Consider the following 20918-nt stretch of genomic DNA (forward strand, 5'->3'; position numbering starts at 1 on the left):
CATCCACCCCTCGGAAGGAACCCACATGTTCGAGAACCTGAAGATCGCCGGCCGGGCGATCCGCACGGTCTTCACCGCCGACCCCATCACCCGGGTCCGGCGCTTCTACGAGATCCAGTCGCCCGACGTCGAGTTCGCGGCCCGCCGCACGCACTACATGAACGTGGGCTACTGGGAGGACGGCGTCACCGACCTCGACACGGCCGCCGAGGCGCTGGCCGACAAGCTGGCCGACGCCGCCGGGCTCAAGCCGGACGACACCGTCCTCGACGTGGGCTTCGGCTACGCCGACCAGGACTTCAAGTGGCTGCGCGAGCGCCGGGTCGCCAAGGTGTACGGGCTCAACATCACCCCGCACCACGTCGAGGCGGCGCAGCGCCGGGCGCAGGAGGAGGGCCTCGCGGACCGCACCGACTTCCGGCTGGGCAGCGCCACCGAACTGCCCTTCGAGGACAACACCTTCGACCGGGTCGTCGCCCTGGAGTCGGCCTTCCACTTCTACCCGCGCAGCGCGTTCTTCGCCGAGGCGCTGCGGGTGCTGCGCCCGGGTGGCGTGCTGGCCACGGCCGACATCATCCCTGTCAGCGGAGACGTCGTCCGCGCGGCCATCCAGTCCGGCCCGCTGAGCTTCGTCAAGTTCAGCATCCCGAAGGAGAACTGGCACGACCGGGACACGTACCGGCAGGAGCTGGTCGAGGCCGGCTTCGCCAACCCGGAGGTGCACTCGATCAAGGAGCGCACCTGGGAGGGCTGGCGGGCGTACATGGCGGGACGGACCAACGACCCCGAGTTCCGCGCCGTCGTCAAGCCCGCCGTACGCAAGAGCATGGCCGCGCACTGGAAGAACCAGGACCTCATGAAGCGCGAGATGGCGCAGCTCGACTACGTGATCGCGGTCGGCCACAAGCGGTGACGCCCCGCACGGACGAGGGGCCCGCCGACCGGTCGTGACACCGGTGGACGGGCCCCTCGTCCGTGGGATCAGACGGCGGGCGCCGCGGTCAGGGCCGTCGAGATGGCCCGCAGGACCGCCGGCTGGTGCTCGGCCAGGAAGAAGTGCCCGCCCGGGTAGACCTTCAGGTCGAACGGCCCGGTGGTGTGGGTCGACCAGGCCCGGGCCTCCTCGACCGTCGTCTTCGGGTCGTCGTCGCCGGTGAAGACGGTGATCGGGCAGCTCAGCGGCGGACCCGGCCGGTAGGTGTAGGTCTCCGCCGCCCGGTAGTCGCTGCGGATCGCCGGCAGCGCGGCCCGCAGCATCTCCGGGTCCCCGAGGACGGCGGAGTTGGTGCCGCTGAGCTTCCGGACGTCGGCCAGCAGGCCCTCGTCGTCGAGCAGGTGCACCGTCTCGTGCCGCGCCTGCGACGGCGCACGGCGTCCGGACGCGAACAGGTGCGCCGCCGTACCGCCGTCCTGCTCGATCAGCCGGGCGAGTTCGAAGCCGACGCTGGCCCCCATGCTGTGCCCGAAGATGGCCAACGGCTCGTCCAGCCACGGCCGCAGCACGGTGAAGACCTCCCGCGCGAGCTGGTGGATGTCACCGATGCACTTCTCGTGGCGGCGGTCCTGCCGGCCCGGGTACTGGATCGACAGCACCTCGACGGCGGGGGAGAGGCTGCGGGAGACGGGGAAGTAGAAACTGGCCGACCCGCCGGCGTGGGGCAGGCACACCAACCGCCTGGCGCCACCCGGAGCCGGGTGGAAGCGTCGCACCCACAAGCCGTTGTCGGTATTTGGCGTGGTCATCCTTGGCGGTCCTTCCAGCGGCTGCGTTTCCCGACCGGATCTGCACGGACCCGGTCGAGGCGACGCTAGTGCGACGGGTGGGGACCGGACACCCCTAGCTGGCCCGTTGCCTGGTTAGGGGTTGTCCGCGCTCGCGCACACCCAATAACTTCTCCCCGCAGATGGGGATCTGCGTGGCTCTCGGCCGAGCGAGCCGAACGACAGATACAGGTGTCGCCTGAGACTTCTGCGCATTCGTACCGTCGCTTACGTCGAGTCTCCGCCGTGAATCGCGATGGGCTGGGTTGATGGACACCGAAGACAAGCTCCGGGAGTACCTGAAGAGAGTCACCGCCGACCTGCGGCGGACCCGGCAACGGCTCCGTGACGTCGAGGCCGATGCGCAGCAGCCCATCGCGATCGTCGGCACCGGCTGCCGGTTCCCGGGCGGCGTACGCACGGCCGAGGAGCTGTGGGACCTCGTCGCGGCCGGCGGCGACGCCATCGCCTCCTTCCCCACCGACCGTGGCTGGGACCTGGACGCGCTCTACGACCCCGAGCGCTCCCGGCCGGGCACCTCCTCGGTACGCGAGGGCGGCTTCGTGCCCGACGCCGCCGAGTTCGACCCCCGGCTGTTCGGCGTCTCGCCGCGCGAGGCCCTCGCCATGGACCCGCAGCAGCGGCTGCTGCTGGAGACCTCGTGGGAGGCCGTCGAGTCGGCGGGCATCGACCCCACCAGCCTGAGGGGCGCCCGCGTCGGGGTGTTCGCCGGCATGACCCACAGCGGGTACGCCCACCCGCCGGAGACCCCGCCGGCGGGCGTCGAGGACTACCTGGGTCTCGGCAACGCGGGCAGCATCGCCTCGGGTCGGGTGGCGTACTCGTTCGGTTTCGAGGGGCCGGCGGTGACGGTGGACACGGCGTGTTCGTCGTCGCTGGTGGCGTTGCACCTGGCGGTGCAGGCGCTGCGGTCGGGCGAGTGCGACCTCGCCCTGGCCGGCGGCGTGACGGTGATGCCCACCCCGGCGGTGTTCGTCGACTTCACCCGGCAGGGCAACCTCTCCCCGGTGGCCCGGTGCCGGGCGTTCGCCGACGCGGCGGACGGCACGGCGCTCGCCGAGGGCGTCGGAATGCTGCTGGTGCAGCGCCTGGCGGACGCGCAACGCGACGGCCGCCAGATCCTGGCGGTGGTACGCGGCACGGCCGTGAACCAGGACGGCGCGTCGAACGGGTTGACGGCGCCGAACGGCCCCTCCCAGCAGCGGGTGATCCGGCAGGCCCTCGCGAGTGCGGGTCTGTCCACGGCCGACGTGGACGTGGTGGAGGCGCACGGCACCGGCACGACGCTGGGCGACCCCATCGAGGCGCAGGCTCTGCTGGCGACGTACGGGCAGGGCCGGGATGCGCCGTTGTTGCTGGGGTCGGTGAAGTCGAACATCGGTCACACGCAGGCGGCTGCCGGGGTGGCCGGGATCATCAAGATGATCTCGGCGATGCGGACGGGTGTGGTGCCGGCGACTCTGCACGTGGACGCGCCGTCGTCGCACGTGGACTGGGCGTCCGGTGCCGTGGAGCTGGTGACGCGGACGCGTGAGTGGCCGGCGGTGGAGCGTCCCCGTCGGGCGGGTGTGTCGTCGTTCGGCATCTCCGGCACGAACGCCCACGTGATTCTGGAACAGCCGGAACCCGAGACCGATCCCGAGATCGAGGCGGAACCGGCGGCGGGCCCCCTGGGGTTGCCGGTGCCGTGGGTGGTGTCGGGTCGCTCGGAGCGTGCTCTGGCGGGTCAGGCGGCGCGGTTGGCGTCGTTCGTGCGGGACCGCGCTGATCTTGCGGTGGCGGACGTGTCGTGGTCGTTGGCGACGACCCGGGCGGCGCTGGAGCACCGCGCGGTGGTGTGGGGCTCGGACGTCGACGACCTGGTCGCCGGTCTGTCGGCTGTCGCCGAGGGCGGGCCGGCGGTGTCGGGTGTGGTGTCGGCGGGCCGCCGGGCGGTGTTGTTCACGGGTCAGGGCTCGCAGCGCGCCGGCATGGGCCGGGAGCTGTACGACGCGTTCCCCGTCTTCGCGGCGTCCTTCGACGCGGTGTGCGCGGAGATCGATCCGCGTCTGCCGCGCGGGTTGCGCGAGGTGGTGTTCGCGGAGGCGGGTTCGGCTGACGCCGGCCTGCTGGATCAGACCGTCTTCGCGCAGGCGGGCCTGTTCGCGGTCGAGGTGGCGTTGTGGGAGCTGCTCGCGTCGTGGGGCGTGCGGGCCGACTACCTGGCGGGTCACTCGATCGGTGAGGTGACGGCGGCGTACGTGTCGGGAATGCTGTCCCTGCCGGACGCGTGCACGCTGGTGGCGGCGCGGGGCCGGTTGATGCAGGCGTTGCCGGCCGGCGGCGTGATGGCGGCCGTCGGCGCGTCGGAGGAGGCTGTCGCCGAGCTGATCGGGGCGTCGGGTGCGGCGGTGGACGTCGCGGCGGTCAACGGTCCCGCGTCGGTGGTGGTCTCGGGTGCCGCCGGCGAGGTGGCCCCGGTGGTGGCGACCGCCCGTGAGCGGGGTTGGCGGGTCAAGGAGCTGTCGGTCAGTCACGCGTTCCACTCCCGCCTGATGGAGCCGATGCTCGACGAATTCCGGTCGGTGGTGGCGGGGCTGGACTGGCAGCCGCCGAGGATCCCGATCGTGTCGAACGTGACGGGCGCGGTGGCGGACGCCGCAGAGATCACCGATCCCAGCTACTGGGTGCGGCACGTGCGGCAGTCCGTGCGGTTCGCCGACGCCGTACGGACCCTGCACGAGCAGGACGTGACGCACTTCCTGGAGGTCGGCCCCGACGCCGTGCTCACCGCGATGGCCCAGGACTGCGTCGAGGCGACCGGCGACGTCCAGTTCACCGCCACGCTGCGAGCCAACCACCCCGAGCCCGACACGCTGCGCACCGCCCTCGCCGAGCGGTACGTCACCGGCGGCCACGTCGACTGGACCGGATACCTCACCGCTGCCGGGGCACGCCCCCGCACGGTCGCCCTGCCCACGTACGCCTTCGACCACCAGCGCTACTGGCTCAACACCACCGACGGCGGCGCGGGCGCGCCCGGGCTCGGCGTCCGCCCCGTCGACCACGCGCTGCTCGGCGCCGCCGTACGCGTGGCCGACGACGACGTACGGCTCTTCGGCACCGAACTCTCCGCGCGTACCCACCCGTGGCTCGCCGAGCACGTCGTCTGGGACTCGGTCGTGGTGCCCGGCGCCGCCCTGGTCGAGATGGTCCTGCACGCGGGCGCGCAGGTCGGCTGCGACGCCCTCGACGAGCTGACCCTGGAGGCGCCGCTGGCGCTCACCGGGCAGGACGCCCGGTCGGTGCAGGTGAAGCTGGGCACGGCGGACGAGGAGGGACGCCGGCCGGTCACCATCCACTCGCGGGCCGCCGCCGACCCGGACGGGGAGTGGGACCGCCACGCGGCAGGCGTCCTCGCACCCGCCGCACCGCAGCCCGACGGGGCCGAGCCGGGGCCCTGGCCGCCCACGTCCGGCACCGCCGTCGCGGTCGACGAGGTCTACACCGAGCTGTCCCGCCTGGGCGTCGAGTACGGCCCGCTCTTCCGTGGCCTGCGCGCCGTCTGGCGTACCGAGGACGAGGTGTGCGCCGAGGTGGCGGTGCCCGACGGCACCGAGGTCGCCGGCTTCGGCATCCACCCCGCCCTGCTGGACGCGGCCCTGCACGTCGTCGGCCTGCTCGACGCCGACCAGGAGGCGTCCGGCGTACGCCTGCCCTTCGCCTGGACCGGCGTCACCCTCTCGGCGGTCGGCGCGACCACGCTGCGGGTACGCGCCCGGCGCAGCGGCGGCGGGGTCACCCTGACCCTGGCCGACCCGGCCGGCGCCCCCGTCGCCCGGATCGGCTCCCTGGTCTCCCGCCCCGTGACCGCCGAGCAGGTACGCGGCGCCGACGCGGGCGTCGACTCCCTGTACGACGTCGCCTGGCAGAGCGTCCCGGCGGGCGCCCCGGCGACCGCTGGCGCGGTGCTCCTCGGCGACGCCCCGTCCGACCTGGCGGCACTCGCCCGGTACGGGCTCGCCGAGCTGGCCGACGCGGTCGACGTCGGCCTGCTCGACACGGAGCTGGTGCTGCTCGCCGCGTACGCCGACGACGAGCGCGCCCCGGTCCCCACCGCCACCCGGACCCGGCTCGCCGCCGTGCTGACCGTCGTGCAGGGCTGGCTCGCCGACGACCGGCTGGCGGAGCGGCAACTGGTCGTGCTGACCCGGGGGGCCGTCCCCGCCGGCGACACCGGCCGCACGACCGACCTCCCCGGCGCGGCGGTCTGGGGCCTGCTGCGCTCGGCCCAGGCGGAACACCCCGGCCGCTTCGTGCTGGTGGACCTCGACGAGGCGCGGCGACCGGAGCCCGGCACAGTGGACCTGGTGGCCCGCGCGGTCGCCACCGGCGAACCCCAGCTGGCGGTCAGGGACGAGCGGGTGCTGGCACCCCGGCTCACGCCCGCCGTTCTCGACCCGGCGCTGGGCGCCGACCTCGACCCCGACGGGACGGTCCTGGTCACCGGGGCCACCGGCGCCCTCGGCGGCCTGCTGGCCCGGCACCTGGTCGGCACGCACAAGGTGCGCCGGCTGCTGCTCGTCAGCCGGCGCGGATCGGACGCCCCCGGCGCGGCGGAGCTGCTGACCGAGCTGACCGCGCTGGGCGCGCAGGTCCGGTTGGCGGCCGGCGACGTGGCGGACCGGGACTCCCTCGCCGCACTGCTGGCCGGCGTCCCCGCCGAGCACCCGCTCACCGGCGTGGTCCACGCCGCCGGCGTCCTCGACGACGCGGTGATCTCGGCGCTGACCCCCGGGCGGATGTCCGCCGTGCTCTCCGCCAAGGCCGACGCCGCCTGGCACCTGCACGAGCTGACCCGGGGGCGGAACCTGGCGATGTTCGTCCTCTTCTCGTCGGTCGCCGGCGTTCTCGGCGGCCCCGGGCAGGGCAACTACGCCGCCGCGAACGCCTTCCTGGACGGCCTCGCCCAGCACCGGCGCGCCGCGGGCCTCGCCGCCACCTCCCTGGCCTGGGGGCTCTGGGCCGCCGACAGCGGAATGACCGGCGCCCTCGACGCCGCCCAGCGGCAGCGGATGAGCCGCAACGGCCTCCACCCGCTCGACACCGACCAGGCGCTGCGCCTCTTCGACGCCAGCCTGCGCGGCGGCCGCCCCCACCTGGTGCCGGCGCTGCTCGACCCCGCCGCGCTGCGCCGCCAGGCCGACGCCGGCCAGCTCCCGGCGCCGCTGCGCGGCCTGGTCCGGGCCCGGCGGCGCGTCGTCGCCGGCGGCGACGGCGGCGGACCGTCCTTCGCGCAGCGCCTGGCCGGCACGCCCGAGGCAGAGCGCGGCCGGCTGGTGGAGGACCTGGTCAAGGCGCAGGTCATCGAGGTGCTCGGCTACCCGCCGGCCACCGTCGTGCCCTCCGGGCAGACGTTCACCGGCCTCGGCTTCGACTCGCTGACGGCGGTGGAGCTGCGTAACCGGCTGACCGCCCTCACCGGGATCCGGCTGCCGGCGAGCCTGATCTTCGACTGCCCCACGCCCGCCGCCCTCGCCGACTTCCTGCTTGTCGACGCCGCCCCGCCGGCGCCCGAGGCGGGCCTGCTGGCCGAGCTGGACCGGCTGGAGGCCGCGTTCGCCGCGACCGGGCCGGAGGAGCTGGAACGACTGGCCGGCGACGACGAGACGCGGACCGCCGTGGCGGTCCGCCTCCGGGCGCTGGTCACCAGGTGGAGCGACGCCACCGATCGGTTGGCCGACGTCAGCCAGGCCCTCGACGAGGCCTCGGACGACGAGCTGTTCGACTTCATCGACCAGAAGTTCGGCCGATCCTGACCACGAGTCCGCCGCTTGCCCCTTAGCGACAGGTGATCAACCCGATGGCGAACGAAGCCAAGCTCCGCGAGTACCTCAAGCGCGTCACCGCTGACCTGCACGAGACCAGCGAACGCCTGAGGGCCGTCGACGAGCAGAACCACGAGCCGATCGCGATCGTGGGGATGGCCTGCCGCTACCCGGGCGGGGTGCGGACCCCCGAGGCCCTGTGGCGGCTGGTCGAGTCCGGCGTCGACGCCGTCACGCCGTTCCCCGCGGACCGGGGCTGGGACGTGGAGAACCTCTACGACCCGGACCCGGACGCGCACGGCAAGTCGTACACCCGCGAGGGTGGCTTCCTGCACGACGCCGGCGAGTTCGACGGCGGGTTCTTCGGCATCTCGCCGCGCGAGGCGCTGGCGATGGACCCGCAGCAGCGGCTGCTGCTCGAGGTCGCCTGGGAGGCGGTCGAGCGGGCCGGCATCGCCGCCGACTCGCTCAAGGGCAGCCGCACCGGCGTCTTCACCGGCGTCATGTACCACGACTACGTCTCCCGGCTGAACGGCGTGCCGGAGGAGGTCGAGGCGTTCGTCGGCACCGGCAACCACGGCAGCGTCGTCTCCGGCCGCATCGCGTACACCTTCGGGTTCGAGGGCCCGGCGGTGACCGTCGACACCGCCTGCTCGTCCTCGCTGGTGGCGATGCACCTCGCCGTGCAGGCCCTGCGCTCCGGCGAGTGCACGCTCGCGCTGGCCGGCGGTGTCACCGTCATGTCCAGCCCCGACACGTTCGTCGGCTTCAGCCGCCAGCGCGGCCTGTCCCCGGACGGGCGCTGCAAGTCCTTCGCCGCCGCCGCCGACGGCACCGGCTGGAGCGAGGGCGCCGGCCTGCTGCTGCTGGAACGGCTCTCCGACGCCCAGCGCAACGGCCACCCGGTGCTCGCCGTCGTCCGTGGCACGGCCGTCAACCAGGACGGCGCCTCCAACGGCCTCACCGCGCCGCACGGCCCGTCCCAGCAGCGGGTGATCCGCCAGGCCCTCGCGAACGCCCGGCTCTCCCCGGCCGACGTGGACGCGGTGGAGGCCCACGGCACCGGCACCCGCCTCGGCGACCCCATCGAGGCGCAGGCGCTGCTCGCCACGTACGGCCGGGACCGGGCCGAGGACCAGCCCCTCTGGCTCGGCTCGATCAAGTCCAACCTCGGGCACACCCAGGCCGCGGCCGGCGTCGCCGGCGTGATCAAGATGGTCATGGCGATGCGCCACGGCGTCCTGCCGCGGACCCTGCACGTCGACGAGCCGTCCCCGCACGTCGACTGGTCGGCCGGGGCGGTGAGCCTGCTCCGGGAGCCGCGCCCGTGGCCGCGCGGCACCCGGCCCCTGCGGGCCGGCGTCTCCTCCTTCGGCGTCAGCGGCACCAACGCCCACGTCATCGTCGAGGCCGCCCCGCCCGCCCCGCAGCCGGCCGCCGGCACCGACGCCGTCGCCGGGCCCGACCCGCTGCCGTGGGTCGTCTCCGCGCGCAGCGCCGCCGCGCTCGGCGCCCAGGCCGACCGGCTGCGCTCCTGGCTCGCCGAGCACCCCGACGCCGCGCCGGCCGCCGTGGGCCGGGCCCTGGCCACCGGCCGGTCCGTCCTCGAACACCGGGCGGTGCTGCTCGGGGCCGACCGGGACGAGTTGGTCGCCGGGCTCGGCGCGCTCGCCGACGGCGTCCCGGCGGCGTCCGTGCGGCGCGGGGTCGCCAGCCCCACCCGCGTCGCCGTGCTCTGCACCGGGCAGGGCGCCCAGCGCGTCGGCATGGGCCGACAGTTGTACGCGGCGTTCCCGGTCTTCGCCGCGGCCTTCGACGCCGCCTGCGCCGAACTGGACAAGCACCTCGACCGCCCCGTACGCGCCGTGCTCGACGGTCCCGCCGAGGTGCTCGACCGCACCGGCTACGCCCAGGCGGCGCTGTTCGCCGTCGAGGTGGCGGCCTACCGGCTCGTCGAGTCCTGGGGCGTCGTGCCGGACTTCGTGGCCGGCCACTCGGTCGGCGAGGTGGCCGCCGCGCACGTCGCCGGCGTGCTGTCGCTGCCCGACGCCGCGCGCCTGGTCGCCGCCCGGGGCACCCTGATGCAGGCCCTGCCCACCGGCGGGGCGATGGTGTCGATCCGCGCCACCGAGGCGGAGGTGCGCGCGCACCTGGACACCGCCGGCGAGGCGGCCGGCGCCGGCCTGGCCGCCGTCAACGGCCCGGAGTCCGTCGTCGTCTCCGGCGACGAGGACGCCGTGCTGGCGGTCGCCGCACACTTCGCGGCCCTCGGCCGCAGCACGAAGCGGCTGCGGGTCAGCCACGCCTTCCACTCCGCCCGGATGGACCCGATGCTCGACGCGTTCGGCGACGTGCTCGGGCAGCTGACCTTCGCCGCGCCCCGGATCCCCGTGGTCTCCACCGTGACGGGCGCGGTGCTCGACCCCGACGAGGTGCGCTCCCCGGCGTACTGGCTGCGCAACGTCCGCGACACGGTCCGCTTCGAGGCGGCCGTGGCCACCCTGCGTGAACTCGGGGTGGGCGCGTACGTCGAGGTGGGGCCGGGCGGGGTGCTCTCCGCGCTGACCCAGGAGATCGTCGGCGCGGACCAGGCGGTGTGCGCCCCGATGCTGCGCGCCGACCACGACGAGGCGGCGACCGCGCTGGCCGCCGCCGCCACCGTGTGGGCCCGGGGCGTGCCGGTGGACTGGGCGGCCCTGTTCGACGGCCCGCCCGTGTCGGTCGACCTGCCCACGTACGCGTTCCAGCGCGAGCGCTACTGGCTGCTGCCCCTGCCGCAGGCCGCCGACGTGACCGCCGCCGGACTGACCCCGACCGGCCACCCGCTGCTCGGCGCGGTGTTCCGCTCGGCCGACGGCGACGAGGTGACGCTCACCGGCCGGCTGTCGGTGGAGAGCCAGCCCTGGCTGGCCGAGCATGCCGTACGCGACGTGGTGCTCTTCCCCGGAACCGGCTTCGTGGAGCTGGCGCTGCGCGCCGGCGCGGAGGTCGGCGCCGACCGGCTCGCCGAGCTGACCCTCCAGGCGCCGCTGGTGCTGCCGGAGACCGGCGGCGTCGACGTGCAGGTCGCCGCCGAGCGTGCCGGCGGCGAGGCGTGGCAGTTGACGGTCCACGCCCGCCGCTCCGGCACCGACGACCTGTGGGTCCGGCACGCCACCGGCCTGCTCGCCCCGGCGCACGAGGACGGCGGCGCCACGCTGGCGGACTGGCCGCCGACCGGTGCCACCGCCCTGGACGTGTCGGAGCTGACCGGGCGGGCGGCGCGGGCCGGGTTCGCGTACGGCCCCGCCTTCCAGGGGCTGCGCGCCGCCTGGCGGGTCGGCACCGACGTGTACGCCGAGGTGGCGCTGCCCGAGCCGGCGGCCGACGAGGCCGGCGCGTACGGGCTGCACCCGGCGCTGCTCGACGCCGCCGTGCAGGCGGTCGGGCTCGGCATCGTCGACCCCGGCGAGGCCCGGCTGCCGTTCGCCTGGTCGGACGTGACGCTGTCCGCCCACGGCGCGGACACGCTGCGGGTACGGCTGACCCCCACCGGCGCGGACACGGTGGCCATGCTGGTCGCGGACGCCGCCGGCGAACCCGTCGCCCGGGTCGGCTCCCTGGTGCTGCGGCCCCTGCCGGCCGGGGAACTCACCTCCGGCGGGTCCCCGTGGCGTCGCTCGCTGTTCCGCCTCGACTGGCCCCGGCACGCCGGCGGCGTGGGCGCGCCCGACGGCACGACCTGGGCGGTGCTCGGCGACCGCCCCGCGCCGCTGCCGTCCGGCGTGACCGCCGCCCGGCACGCCGACCTCGACGCGCTCTGCGACGCGGGGGTACCCGACGTCGTGCTGTACCCGGTGGCCGGCGCCGCCGCGACCGGCCCCGGCCCGGTCCACGACCTGCTCGCCGAGGTCCTCGCCGTGCTCCAGGGCTGGCTCGCCGCCGAGCGCCACACCGGCGGGTCCCGGCTGGTCGTCCTCACCAGCGGCGCCGTCGCCGTGGACGACGACGCCGACGTCGCCGACCTGGCCGGCGCCGCCGTGTGGGGCCTGCTCCGGTCCGCCCAGGCCGAACACCCCGGCCGGTTCCTCGTCGTCGACCTCGACGAGGAGGAGAGCTCCGCGTCCGCCCTCGCCGGCCTGCTGTCGGCCGACGAGCCGCAGGCGGCGGTGCGCGACGGCGTGGTCCGGGTGCCCCGGCTCGTCGCCGCCCCGGAACCCGACGCGCCGGCGCCGGCGCTGGACCCGGACGGCACGGTGCTGGTCACCGGCGGCACCGGTGCCCTGGGCGCGCTCGTCGCCCGCCACCTGGTCACCCGGCACGGGGTCCGCCACCTGGTGCTGACCAACCGGCGCGGGCCCGCCGCGGCCGGCGCCGCCGACCTGCTCGCCGACCTCGCCGACCTGGGGGCCACCGCGACGGTCGAGGCGTGCGACGCCGCCGACCCCGACGCCCTCGCCGCGCTGCTCGACCGGATCGACCCGGCGCACCCGCTGACCGGCGTGGTGCACACCGCCGGCGTGCTGGCCGACCGCACCCTGACCTCGCTCACCGCCGAGTCCCTCGACGAGGTGCTCCGGCCGAAGGTGGACGCCGCCGCGCACCTGCACGAGCTGACCGCCGCCCACGGCCTCGCGCTCTTCGTCACCTACTCGTCGGCGGCCGGCGTGACCGGCAGCCCCGGCCAGGCCAACTACGCGGCGGCCAACGCCTTCCTGGACGCGCTCGCCCACCGGCGGCGGGCTGCGGGCCTCCCCGCACACTCCCTGGCCTGGGGGCCGTGGGTCGAGTCGGGCGGCGGCATGACCGCCGGCCTCGACCGGGCCGACACCGACCGGCTGGCCCGCGCGGGCGTACGGCCGCTTCCCGAGGCGGACGGCCTCGCGCTCTTCGACGCCGCTCTGCTGACCGGCCTGCCCACGACGGTGCCGATGGCGCTGGACGGCCCGGCGCTGCGCGCCCAGGCCGAGGCGGGCACCCTGCCGTCGGTCCTGCGCGGCCTGGTCCGCGCGCCCCGGCGTCGCGCCGCCCGGTCGGGCCCGGCGGAGACCGCCGCCCTGACCGAACGGCTGGCCGGGCTCGACCGCGAGGAGCGCGCCGCGGCCCTGCTGCGGCTCGTCCTCGACCAGGTCGCGGCGGTGCTGGGGTACGCCGACGCCGCCGCCGTCGAGGCCGGACGCCCGTTCACCGAGCTGGGCTTCGACTCGCTGACCGCCGTCGAGCTGCGCAACCGGCTGGGCGCGGTGACCGGCCTGCGCCTGCCGGCGACCCTGGTCTTCGACCACCCGACCCCGCTCGCCCTGGCCGAGCACCTGGACGCCGAGACCGGGACCGCCGCCGGTGCGCCGCCGGCCCCGGTCGCCGCCGTCGCGGCGCTCGACGAGCCGATCGCGATCGTCGGCATGAGCTGCCGCTACCCGGGCGGCGTACGCAGCCCCGAGCAGTTGTGGGACCTCCTCGTGGCCGGTGGGGACGGCATCACCGGCTTCCCCGCCGACCGGGGCTGGGACGTCGACGACCTGTACGACCCGTCCGGCGCGCGCCGGGGCAGCAGCTACGCCCGCGAGGGCGGCTTCCTGGCCGACGCCGGCGACTTCGACGCCGACCTGTTCAAGATCTCGCCGCACGAGGCGCTCGCCATGGATCCGCAGCAGCGGCTGCTGCTGGAGACCTCGTGGGAGGCCATCGAGGACGCCCGGATCGACCCGCTCGCGCTGCGGGGCCGCCCCGTCGGCGTGTTCGCCGGCATGATGTACCACAACCACGCCGCCGGGCTGGCCGACGTTCCGGAGGCCCTCGACGGCTACCTCGGCGTCGGCACCGCCAGCAGCGTGTTGTCGGGCCGGGTGGCGTACTCGTTCGGCTTCGAGGGGCCGGCGGTGACGGTGGACACGGCGTGTTCGTCGTCGCTGGTGGCGTTGCACCTGGCGGTGCAGGCGCTGCGGTCGGGCGAGTGCGACCTGGCGCTGGCCGGCGGCGTCACCGTGATGGCGACCCCGGAGACGTTCATCGACTTCTCCCGGCAGCGGGGCATGGCCCCCGACGGCCGGTGCAAGTCGTTCTCGGACGCGGCGGACGGCACGGGCTGGTCCGAGGGCGTCGGCGTGCTGCTGGTGCAGCGGCTGTCGGACGCGCGGCGCGACGGGCGCCGGGTCCTCGCGGTCGTGCGGGGCACGGCCGTCAACCAGGACGGCGCGTCGAACGGGTTGACGGCGCCGAACGGCCCCTCGCAGCAGCGGGTGATCCGCCAGGCCCTCGCGAACGCCCGGCTGGGCGTCGCCGACGTCGACGTCGTGGAGGCGCACGGCACGGGCACGACGCTGGGCGACCCCATCGAGGCCCAGGCGCTGCTCGCCACGTACGGGCAGGACCGCGACGACCGGGACGCGCTGCTGCTGGGGTCGGTGAAGTCGAACATCGGCCACACGCAGGCCGCCGCCGGGGTGGCGGGCGTCATCAAGATGATCATGGCCATGCGGTACGGGACCGTGCCGGCGACGCTGCACGTGGACGAGCCCTCGTCGCACGTGGACTGGTCGTCGGGCGCTGTGGAGCTGGTGACGCAGGCGCGTGAGTGGCCGGGTGTGGGCCGTGCGCGCAGGGCGGCCGTGTCGTCGTTCGGCATCTCCGGCACGAACGCCCACGTGATCATCGAACAGGCGGAGCCGGAGCCCGCCGCGGCGTCTGCCGCAGCCGTCGGGTTGCCGGTGCCGTGGATGCTGTCGGGGCGCTCCGAGCGGGGCCTGGCGGGTCAGGCGGCGCGGTTGGCGTCGTTCGTGCGCGATCGTGGCCTGTCGCCGGTGGACGTGTCGTGGTCGTTGGCGACGACCCGGGCGGCGTTGGAGCATCGCGCGGTGGTGTGGGGCTCGGACGCGGACGAGCTGGTTGCCGGTCTGTCGGCGGTGGCCGAGGGCCGGTCGTCGGGTGTGGTGTCGGCGGGTCGCCGGGCGGTGTTGTTCACGGGTCAGGGTTCGCAGCGCGTCGGGATGGGCCGGGAGCTGTATGACGCGTTCCCGGTCTTTGCGGCGTCGTTCGACGAGGTGTGCGCGCGTTTCGACGGCTTGTTGCCGCGTTCGCTGGGCGAGGTGGTGTTCGCGGAGCCGGGTTCGGAAGCTGCTGCTCTGTTGGATCAGACCGTCTTTGCGCAGGCGGGGTTGTTCGCGGTCGAGGTGGCGTTGTGGGAGCTGTTCTCGTCGTGGGGTGTGCGGGCGGACTACCTGGCGGGTCACTCGATCGGTGAGGTGACGGCGGCGTACGTGTCGGGGATGTTGTCCCTGGCGGACGCGTGTGTCCTGGTGGCGGCGCGGGGCCGGTTGATGCAGGCGCTGCCCGCCGGCGGTGTGATGGCGGCGGTCGGCGCGCCCGAGACCGTGGTGCGGGAGATCATCGACGCTGCGGGTGCGGCGGTCGACGTCGCGGCGGTCAACGGTCCCGCGTCGGTGGTCGTCTCGGGTGCCGCCGGCGAGGTGGCGTCGGTGGTGGCGGCCTGTCGTGAGCGGGGTTGGCGGACGAAGGACCTGGCGGTCAGTCACGCGTTCCACTCGCGGTTGATGGAGCCGATGCTGGACGAGTTCCGGTCGGTGGTGGCGGGGCTGGACTGGCGGTCGCCGCGGGTGCCGATCGTGTCGAACGTGACGGGCGCGGTGGCGGACGCCGCAGAGATCACCGAGCCCGGCTACTGGGTGCGGCACGTACGGCAGCCGGTGCGGTTCGCCGACGGTGTGGCGGCGCTGCGGGCGCACGGGGTGGACACCTTCCTGGAGATCGGCCCGGACGCGACGTTGACGGCGATGGTGGCGGAGATCGTCGCGGATGCGGCGGTGCGGCGGGTTCCGGCGTCGCGGCGGGACCAGCCGGAGGTCGCCGCGGTGACGGCGGCGTTGGGGCAGCTGTGGGTGGCGGGCGTGCCGGTCGACTGGGCTGCCTACCACGGTCAGACCGGCGCCCGGCCGCACGCGGTCGACCTGCCCACCTACACCTTTGACCATCGACGTTACTGGATCAATGCCGCGACGCGGTCCTACCGTCCCCCCGCCGCCCGGCGTACCGCCGCCGACGAGGACTTCTGGCGGGCGATCGAGGCGGAGGACCTGACGACCCTCGCCGAGAGCCTGGCCGTCGACGCCGACGCCCCGCTCGCGGACGTGCTGCCGGCGCTGTCCACCTGGCGACGCCGCCGGGACGCCGAAGCGGCCCTCGACTCCTGGCGCTACCGGGTGGCCTGGCAGCCGCTCGCGGACGACGCCGCCCGCGCCGAGGCGACCGACTTCCTGCTCGTCGTACCGGCCGACGCCGACGCGGCCGTGACGGACTGGGCCGCCGCCCTCGGCGCCGCCGGCGGGCGGATCGTCGAGGTCGACGCCGCGTGCGACCGCAAGCGGCTCGCCCACGACCTCGCCGAGGCGTCGGCCGGCCGCGACGGGGACGTGCTGCCCGTACTCTCCCTGCTGGCCCTCGACACCCGGCCGTACGCCGGGGCCGCCTCCGTGCCGACGGGCCTCGCCGGCACGGTCGCGCTCGCGCAGGCCCTCGGGGACGCCGGGATCACCGCCCGGCTCTGGATCGTCACCCGCGGCGCGGTCTCCGTCGGGTCCCGGGACCGGCACGTCGACCCCGTACAGGCCATGGCGTGGGGCTTCGGCAGCGTGCTGCGCGCCGAGCACCCGCACCGGTGGGGCGGGCTCGTCGACGTCCCCGAGCAGCCCGACCACGGCGTCGTGCGCATGCTCCGGACGCTGATCGCCGGCACCGGTCGGGAGGACGAGGTCGCCCTGCGCGGCACCGGCGGCCACGCCCGCCGGCTCGTTCGTGCGACGTACGGCGACACCGGTGCGCGCCGTTCCTGGACGCCGCGCGGCACGGTGCTGATCACCGGCGGCACCGGGGCGCTCGGGGGACACGTCGCCCGCACGCTGGCCGCCGAAGGAGCCGAACACCTTCTGCTGGTCAGCCGGCGGGGTGGCGAGGCGCCCGGCGCGACCGCCCTCGCCGAGGAACTCGCCGGGCTCGGCACCCGGGTCACCCTCGCGTCCTGCGACGTGGCCGACCGGGCCGCGCTCGCGGCGCTGCTCGACTCGATCCCCGCCGAGCTTCCGCTGAGCGCGGTCGTGCACACCGCCGCCGCCCTCGACGACAACGTCGTCGACGCCGTCAGCGTCGACCAGCTGGCCACCGCCCTGCGGGCGAAGGTCGACGCCGCGCGCAACCTGGACGAGCTGACCCGGGGCACCGACCTCTCCGCCTTCGTCCTCTTCTCCTCCCTCGCCGGCCTCATGGGCGCCGCCGGGCAGACCACCTACGCGCCGGGCAACGCCTTCCTCGACGCCCTGGCGCAGCGGCGTCGCGCGGAGGGGCTGCCGGCGACCTCGCTCGCCTGGGGCCTCTGGGCCGACGGCGGGGTGAGCGCCGGTGAGTTCGAGCAGCGGCTGAGCCGCACCGGCTTCGGCGCCATGGCACCGGAGACGGCCGTACGCGCCCTCACCCGGGCGCTGGACCGCGACGAGACGTACCTCGTGGTGGCCGACATCGACTGGGCCCGGGTGGCCGCCGCCGGCGGTCGGCGCCCGCACCCGCTGGTCCGCGACCTGCTGGCCGAGGCCGGCGCGGCGGCCGACGCCCCCGTGCCGGCGGCCGACCTGCGCCTCCGCCTGGCGGGAATGTCCGGTGCGGAGCAGCTGCGCGCCCTCGGCGAACTCGTGCGTGCCGAGGTCGCGGCCGTCCTGGGCCACGAGTCCGCCGAGCGGGTGGCACCGGACCGGGCCTTCCAGGACCTCGGCTTCACGTCGCTGGCGGCGGTCGAGCTGCGCAACCGGCTCGACGCCGCGACCGGCCTCGCGCTGCCGACCACGCTCGCCTTCGACTACCCGAACTCGGCGGCCCTGGCCGGCCACATCCACGCCGAACTGCTCGGCGGGCAGGCGCTGCCCGTCCTCGCCACCACCGGCCCCGTCGTGGGCGACGACCCGATCGTCATCGTCGGCATGGGCTGCCGTTTCCCGGCCGGAGCCGAGTCCCCGGAGGGGCTCTGGGACCTGCTGACGGCCGGCGCCGACGCGATGTCGGACTTCCCGACCAACCGGCACTGGGACCTGGAGTCCCTGGCCGGCACCGACTCCTACGTCTCGCGCGGGGCCTTCCTGGCCGACGCGGGTGGCTTCGACGCGGAGTTCTTCGGCATCTCGCCGCGCGAGGCGCTGGCCATGGACCCGCAGCAGCGGCTGCTGCTGGAGGTCGCCTGGGAGGCGTTCGAGGACGCCCGGATCGAGCCCCTCGCGCTGCGCGGCGACCGGGTCGGGGTGTTCGCCGGCACGAACGGGCAGGACTACGAGACCGTCGTACGCCAGGCCGGGGAGGCGCTCGCCGGATTCGGCGCGACCGGCGCCTCCGCGAGCGTGTTGTCGGGTCGGGTGGCGTACTCGTTCGGTTTCGAGGGGCCGGCGGTGACGGTGGACACGGCGTGTTCGTCGTCGCTGGTGGCGTTGCACCTGGCTGTGCAGGCGCTGCGGTCGGGCGAGTGCGACCTGGCCCTGGCCGGCGGCGTCACCGTGATGGCCACCCCGGGTGCCTTCATCGAGTTCTCCCGCCAGGGCGGGCTGTCGGCGGACGGCCGCTGCAAGGCCTTCGCCGAGTCGGCGGACGGCACCGCGTGGGGCGAGGGCGTCGGCGTGCTCGTGGTGCAGCGCCTGTCGGACGCGCGGCGCGACGGCCGCCGGGTCCTGGCGGTGGTACGCGGTTCGGCGGTGAATCAGGATGGTGCGTCGAACGGGTTGACGGCGCCGAACGGTCCGTCGCAGCAGCGGGTGATTCGTCAGGCTCTTGCGAGTGCGGGTTTGTCGGCGGTTGATGTGGATGTGGTGGAGGCGCACGGTACGGGTACGTCGTTGGGTGATCCGATTGAGGCTCAGGCGTTGTTGGCGACGTATGGGCAGGGTCGGGATGTGCCGTTGTTGTTGGGGTCGGTGAAGTCGAACATCGGTCACACGCAGGCGGCTGCGGGGGTGGCCGGGATCATCAAGGTGATCTTGGCGATGCGGCATGGGATGGTGCCGGCGACCTTGCACGTGGATGCGCCGTCGTCGCATGTGGACTGGTCGTCGGGTGCGGTGGAGTTGGTGACGGCGTCGCGGGTCTGGCCGGGGGCGGGGCGTCCTCGGCGGGCGGGTGTGTCGTCGTTCGGTATCTCCGGCACGAACGCGCACGTGATCATCGAGCAGCCGGAGTTGGCGGCGGAGCCCGCGCCGCAGCCGGTGCTGGGGTCTGCTTCCGCGTCGGCTGCGGAGCCGGTGGCGGCGGCGGAGTCCGTCCACCCCTCGGGTGCGGAGCAGCGCGGCGAGACCGACCGGGGCGGATCGGCGGACGGGCTGCCGGTTACCGCGTCCGCCGAGCGCGCGTCCGTGGGTCTGCCGGTGCCGTGGGTGGTGTCGGGGCGCTCCGAGCGGGGTCTGGCGGGTCAGGCGGGGCGGTTGGCGTCGTTCGTGCGCGATCGTGGCCTGTCGCCGGTGGACGTGTCGTGGTCGTTGGCGACGACCCGGGCGGCGTTGGAGCACCGGGCGGTGGTGTGGGGCTCGTCGGTGGACGACCTGGTTGCCGGTCTGTCGGCGGTGGCCGAGGGCCGGTCGTCGGGTGTGGTGTCGGCGGGTCGCCGGGCGGTGTTGTTCACGGGGCAGGGTTCGCAGCGCGTCGGGATGGGCCGGGAGCTGTATGACGCGTTCCCGGTCTTTGCGGCGTCGTTCGACGAGGTGTGCGCGCGTTTCGACGGCTTGTTGCCGCGTGGGTTGCGCGAGGTGGTGTTCGCCGAGCCGGGTACCGCCGATGGGGCTCTGTTGGATCAGACCGTCTTTGCGCAGGCGGGGTTGTTCGCGGTCGAGGTGGCCTTGTGGGAGCTGTTCTCGTCGTGGGGTGTGCGGGCGGACTACCTGGCGGGTCACTCGATCGGTGAGGTGACTGCCGCGTACGTGTCGGGGATGTTGTCCCTGGCGGATGCGTGCACGCTGGTGGCGGCACGGGGCAGGTTGATGCAGGCGCTGCCGGCCGGCGGCGTGATGGCGGCGGTCGGCGCGTCGGAGGAGGCTGTCGCCGAGCTGATCGGCGCGTCGGGCGCGGCGGTCGACGTGGCGGCGGTCAACGGTCCCACGTCGGTGGTGGTGTCGGGTGCTGCCGGCGAGGTGGCGTCGGTGGTGGTGGCCTGTCGTGAGCGGGGTTGGCGGACGAAGGACCTGGCGGTCAGTCACGCGTTCCACTCGCGGTTGATGGAGCCGATGCTGGACGAGTTCCGGTCGGTGGTGGCGGGGCTCGACTGGCGGGTGCCGCGCGTCGCGGTGGTGTCGAACGTGACGGGTGCCGTGGCGGACCCGTTGGAGCTGGTGGATCCGGAGTACTGGGTGCGGCACGTGCGGCAGCCGGTGCGGTTCGCCGATGGTGTGGTGGCGTTGCGGGCGCTGGGGGTGGACACCTTCCTGGAGGTGGGTCCGGATGCGACGTTGACGGCGATGGTGGCGGAGATCGTCGCGGATGCGGGGGTGCGGCGGGTTCCGGCGTCGCGGCGGGACCAGTCGGAGGTCGCCGCGGTGACGGCGGCGTTGGGGCAGTTGTGGGTGGCGGGTGTGCCGGTCGACTGGGCTGCCTACCACGGTCAGGTCGGCGCCCGGCCGGGCGTGGTCGACCTGCCCACATACGCCTTCGACCACACCTGGTACTGGCCCGAGGCGGCGCCCGTGGCCCGCCGGGACGCGCACGGCGAGGCTCTCGACGGGCGGTTCTGGGCGGCCGTCGAGTCCGGCGACCCCGACCTGGTCGGCGGCGAGCTGGGCGTCGGCGCGGACGAACCGTTCAGCGCGGTCCTGCCGAAGCTCGCGCAGTGGCGGCGGGCCGCACAGCAGCAGTCGACTGTGGATTCCTGGCGCTACCGCGTGGTGTGGCGACGCCAGGACGTGACCGGGAACGAGGACCTGACCGGCTCCTGGCTGGTGCTGATGGTTCCCGGCCAGGAGGACCACCCGCTGCTGGCCGGGCTGGCGGAGCGGGGCGCCGAGGTGGTGCCGGTGGTGCTGGACGCGCTGGACCGGGACGAGATCGCGCGCCGACTGGCCGGAGCGGTGGAGGCCGGGAAGCCGGTCGCCGGGCTTGTCTCGCTGCTGTCGCTGGCCGGAGCGGGCGTGGTCGAGGCGCTGGCGGTGGCGCAGGCGCTGGCCACGACGGAGGTCCAGGGGCGGCTCTGGTGGCTCACCCGTGGGGCGGTCTCCTTGGACGACGCGGAGCCCCTGACCGACGTGTTGGGTGCTGCGGTGTGGGGTTTGGGTCGGGTGGTGGGTTTGGAGGTGCCGTTGCGGTGGGGTGGTTTGGTGGATTTGC

The 20918-nt window shown here is 75.0% G+C and carries 4 protein-coding genes; 3 read left to right on the forward strand and 1 reads right to left on the reverse strand.

The genetic code is table 11. From position 1 onward, the window contains the following. The first annotated feature begins 25 nt into the window (after positions 1-25). Positions 26-913: a class I SAM-dependent methyltransferase gene (locus tag ACLQ20_RS25600; RefSeq protein WP_132240759.1), complete on the forward strand. Its 888-nt coding sequence runs from the start codon at positions 26-28 to the stop codon at positions 911-913. A 68-nt stretch (positions 914-981) separates the two neighbouring features. On the opposite strand, the gene ACLQ20_RS25605 is transcribed toward ACLQ20_RS25600, so the two are convergent. Further along, the gene (locus ACLQ20_RS25605; RefSeq protein WP_425857902.1) at positions 982-1743 is read right to left on the reverse strand and encodes a thioesterase II family protein; all 762 of its coding nucleotides are present in this window, start codon (positions 1741-1743) and stop codon (positions 982-984) included. A 284-nt stretch (positions 1744-2027) separates the two neighbouring features. Between ACLQ20_RS25605 and ACLQ20_RS25610 the strand changes: the two genes are divergently transcribed. Further along, a complete protein-coding gene (locus ACLQ20_RS25610) occupies positions 2028-7580 on the forward strand; it encodes a type I polyketide synthase (RefSeq protein WP_425857903.1) in 5553 nt (1850 codons plus the stop codon). A 44-nt stretch (positions 7581-7624) separates the two neighbouring features. Further along, positions 7625-20918 (forward strand): type I polyketide synthase (locus ACLQ20_RS25615; protein ID WP_425857904.1); only part of this gene is annotated, 13294 nt, incomplete at its 3' end.

This window comes from Micromonospora sp. DT46 (genome assembly GCF_049841735.1).
GTDB classification, from domain to species: domain Bacteria; phylum Actinomycetota; class Actinomycetes; order Mycobacteriales; family Micromonosporaceae; genus Micromonospora; species Micromonospora reichwaldensis.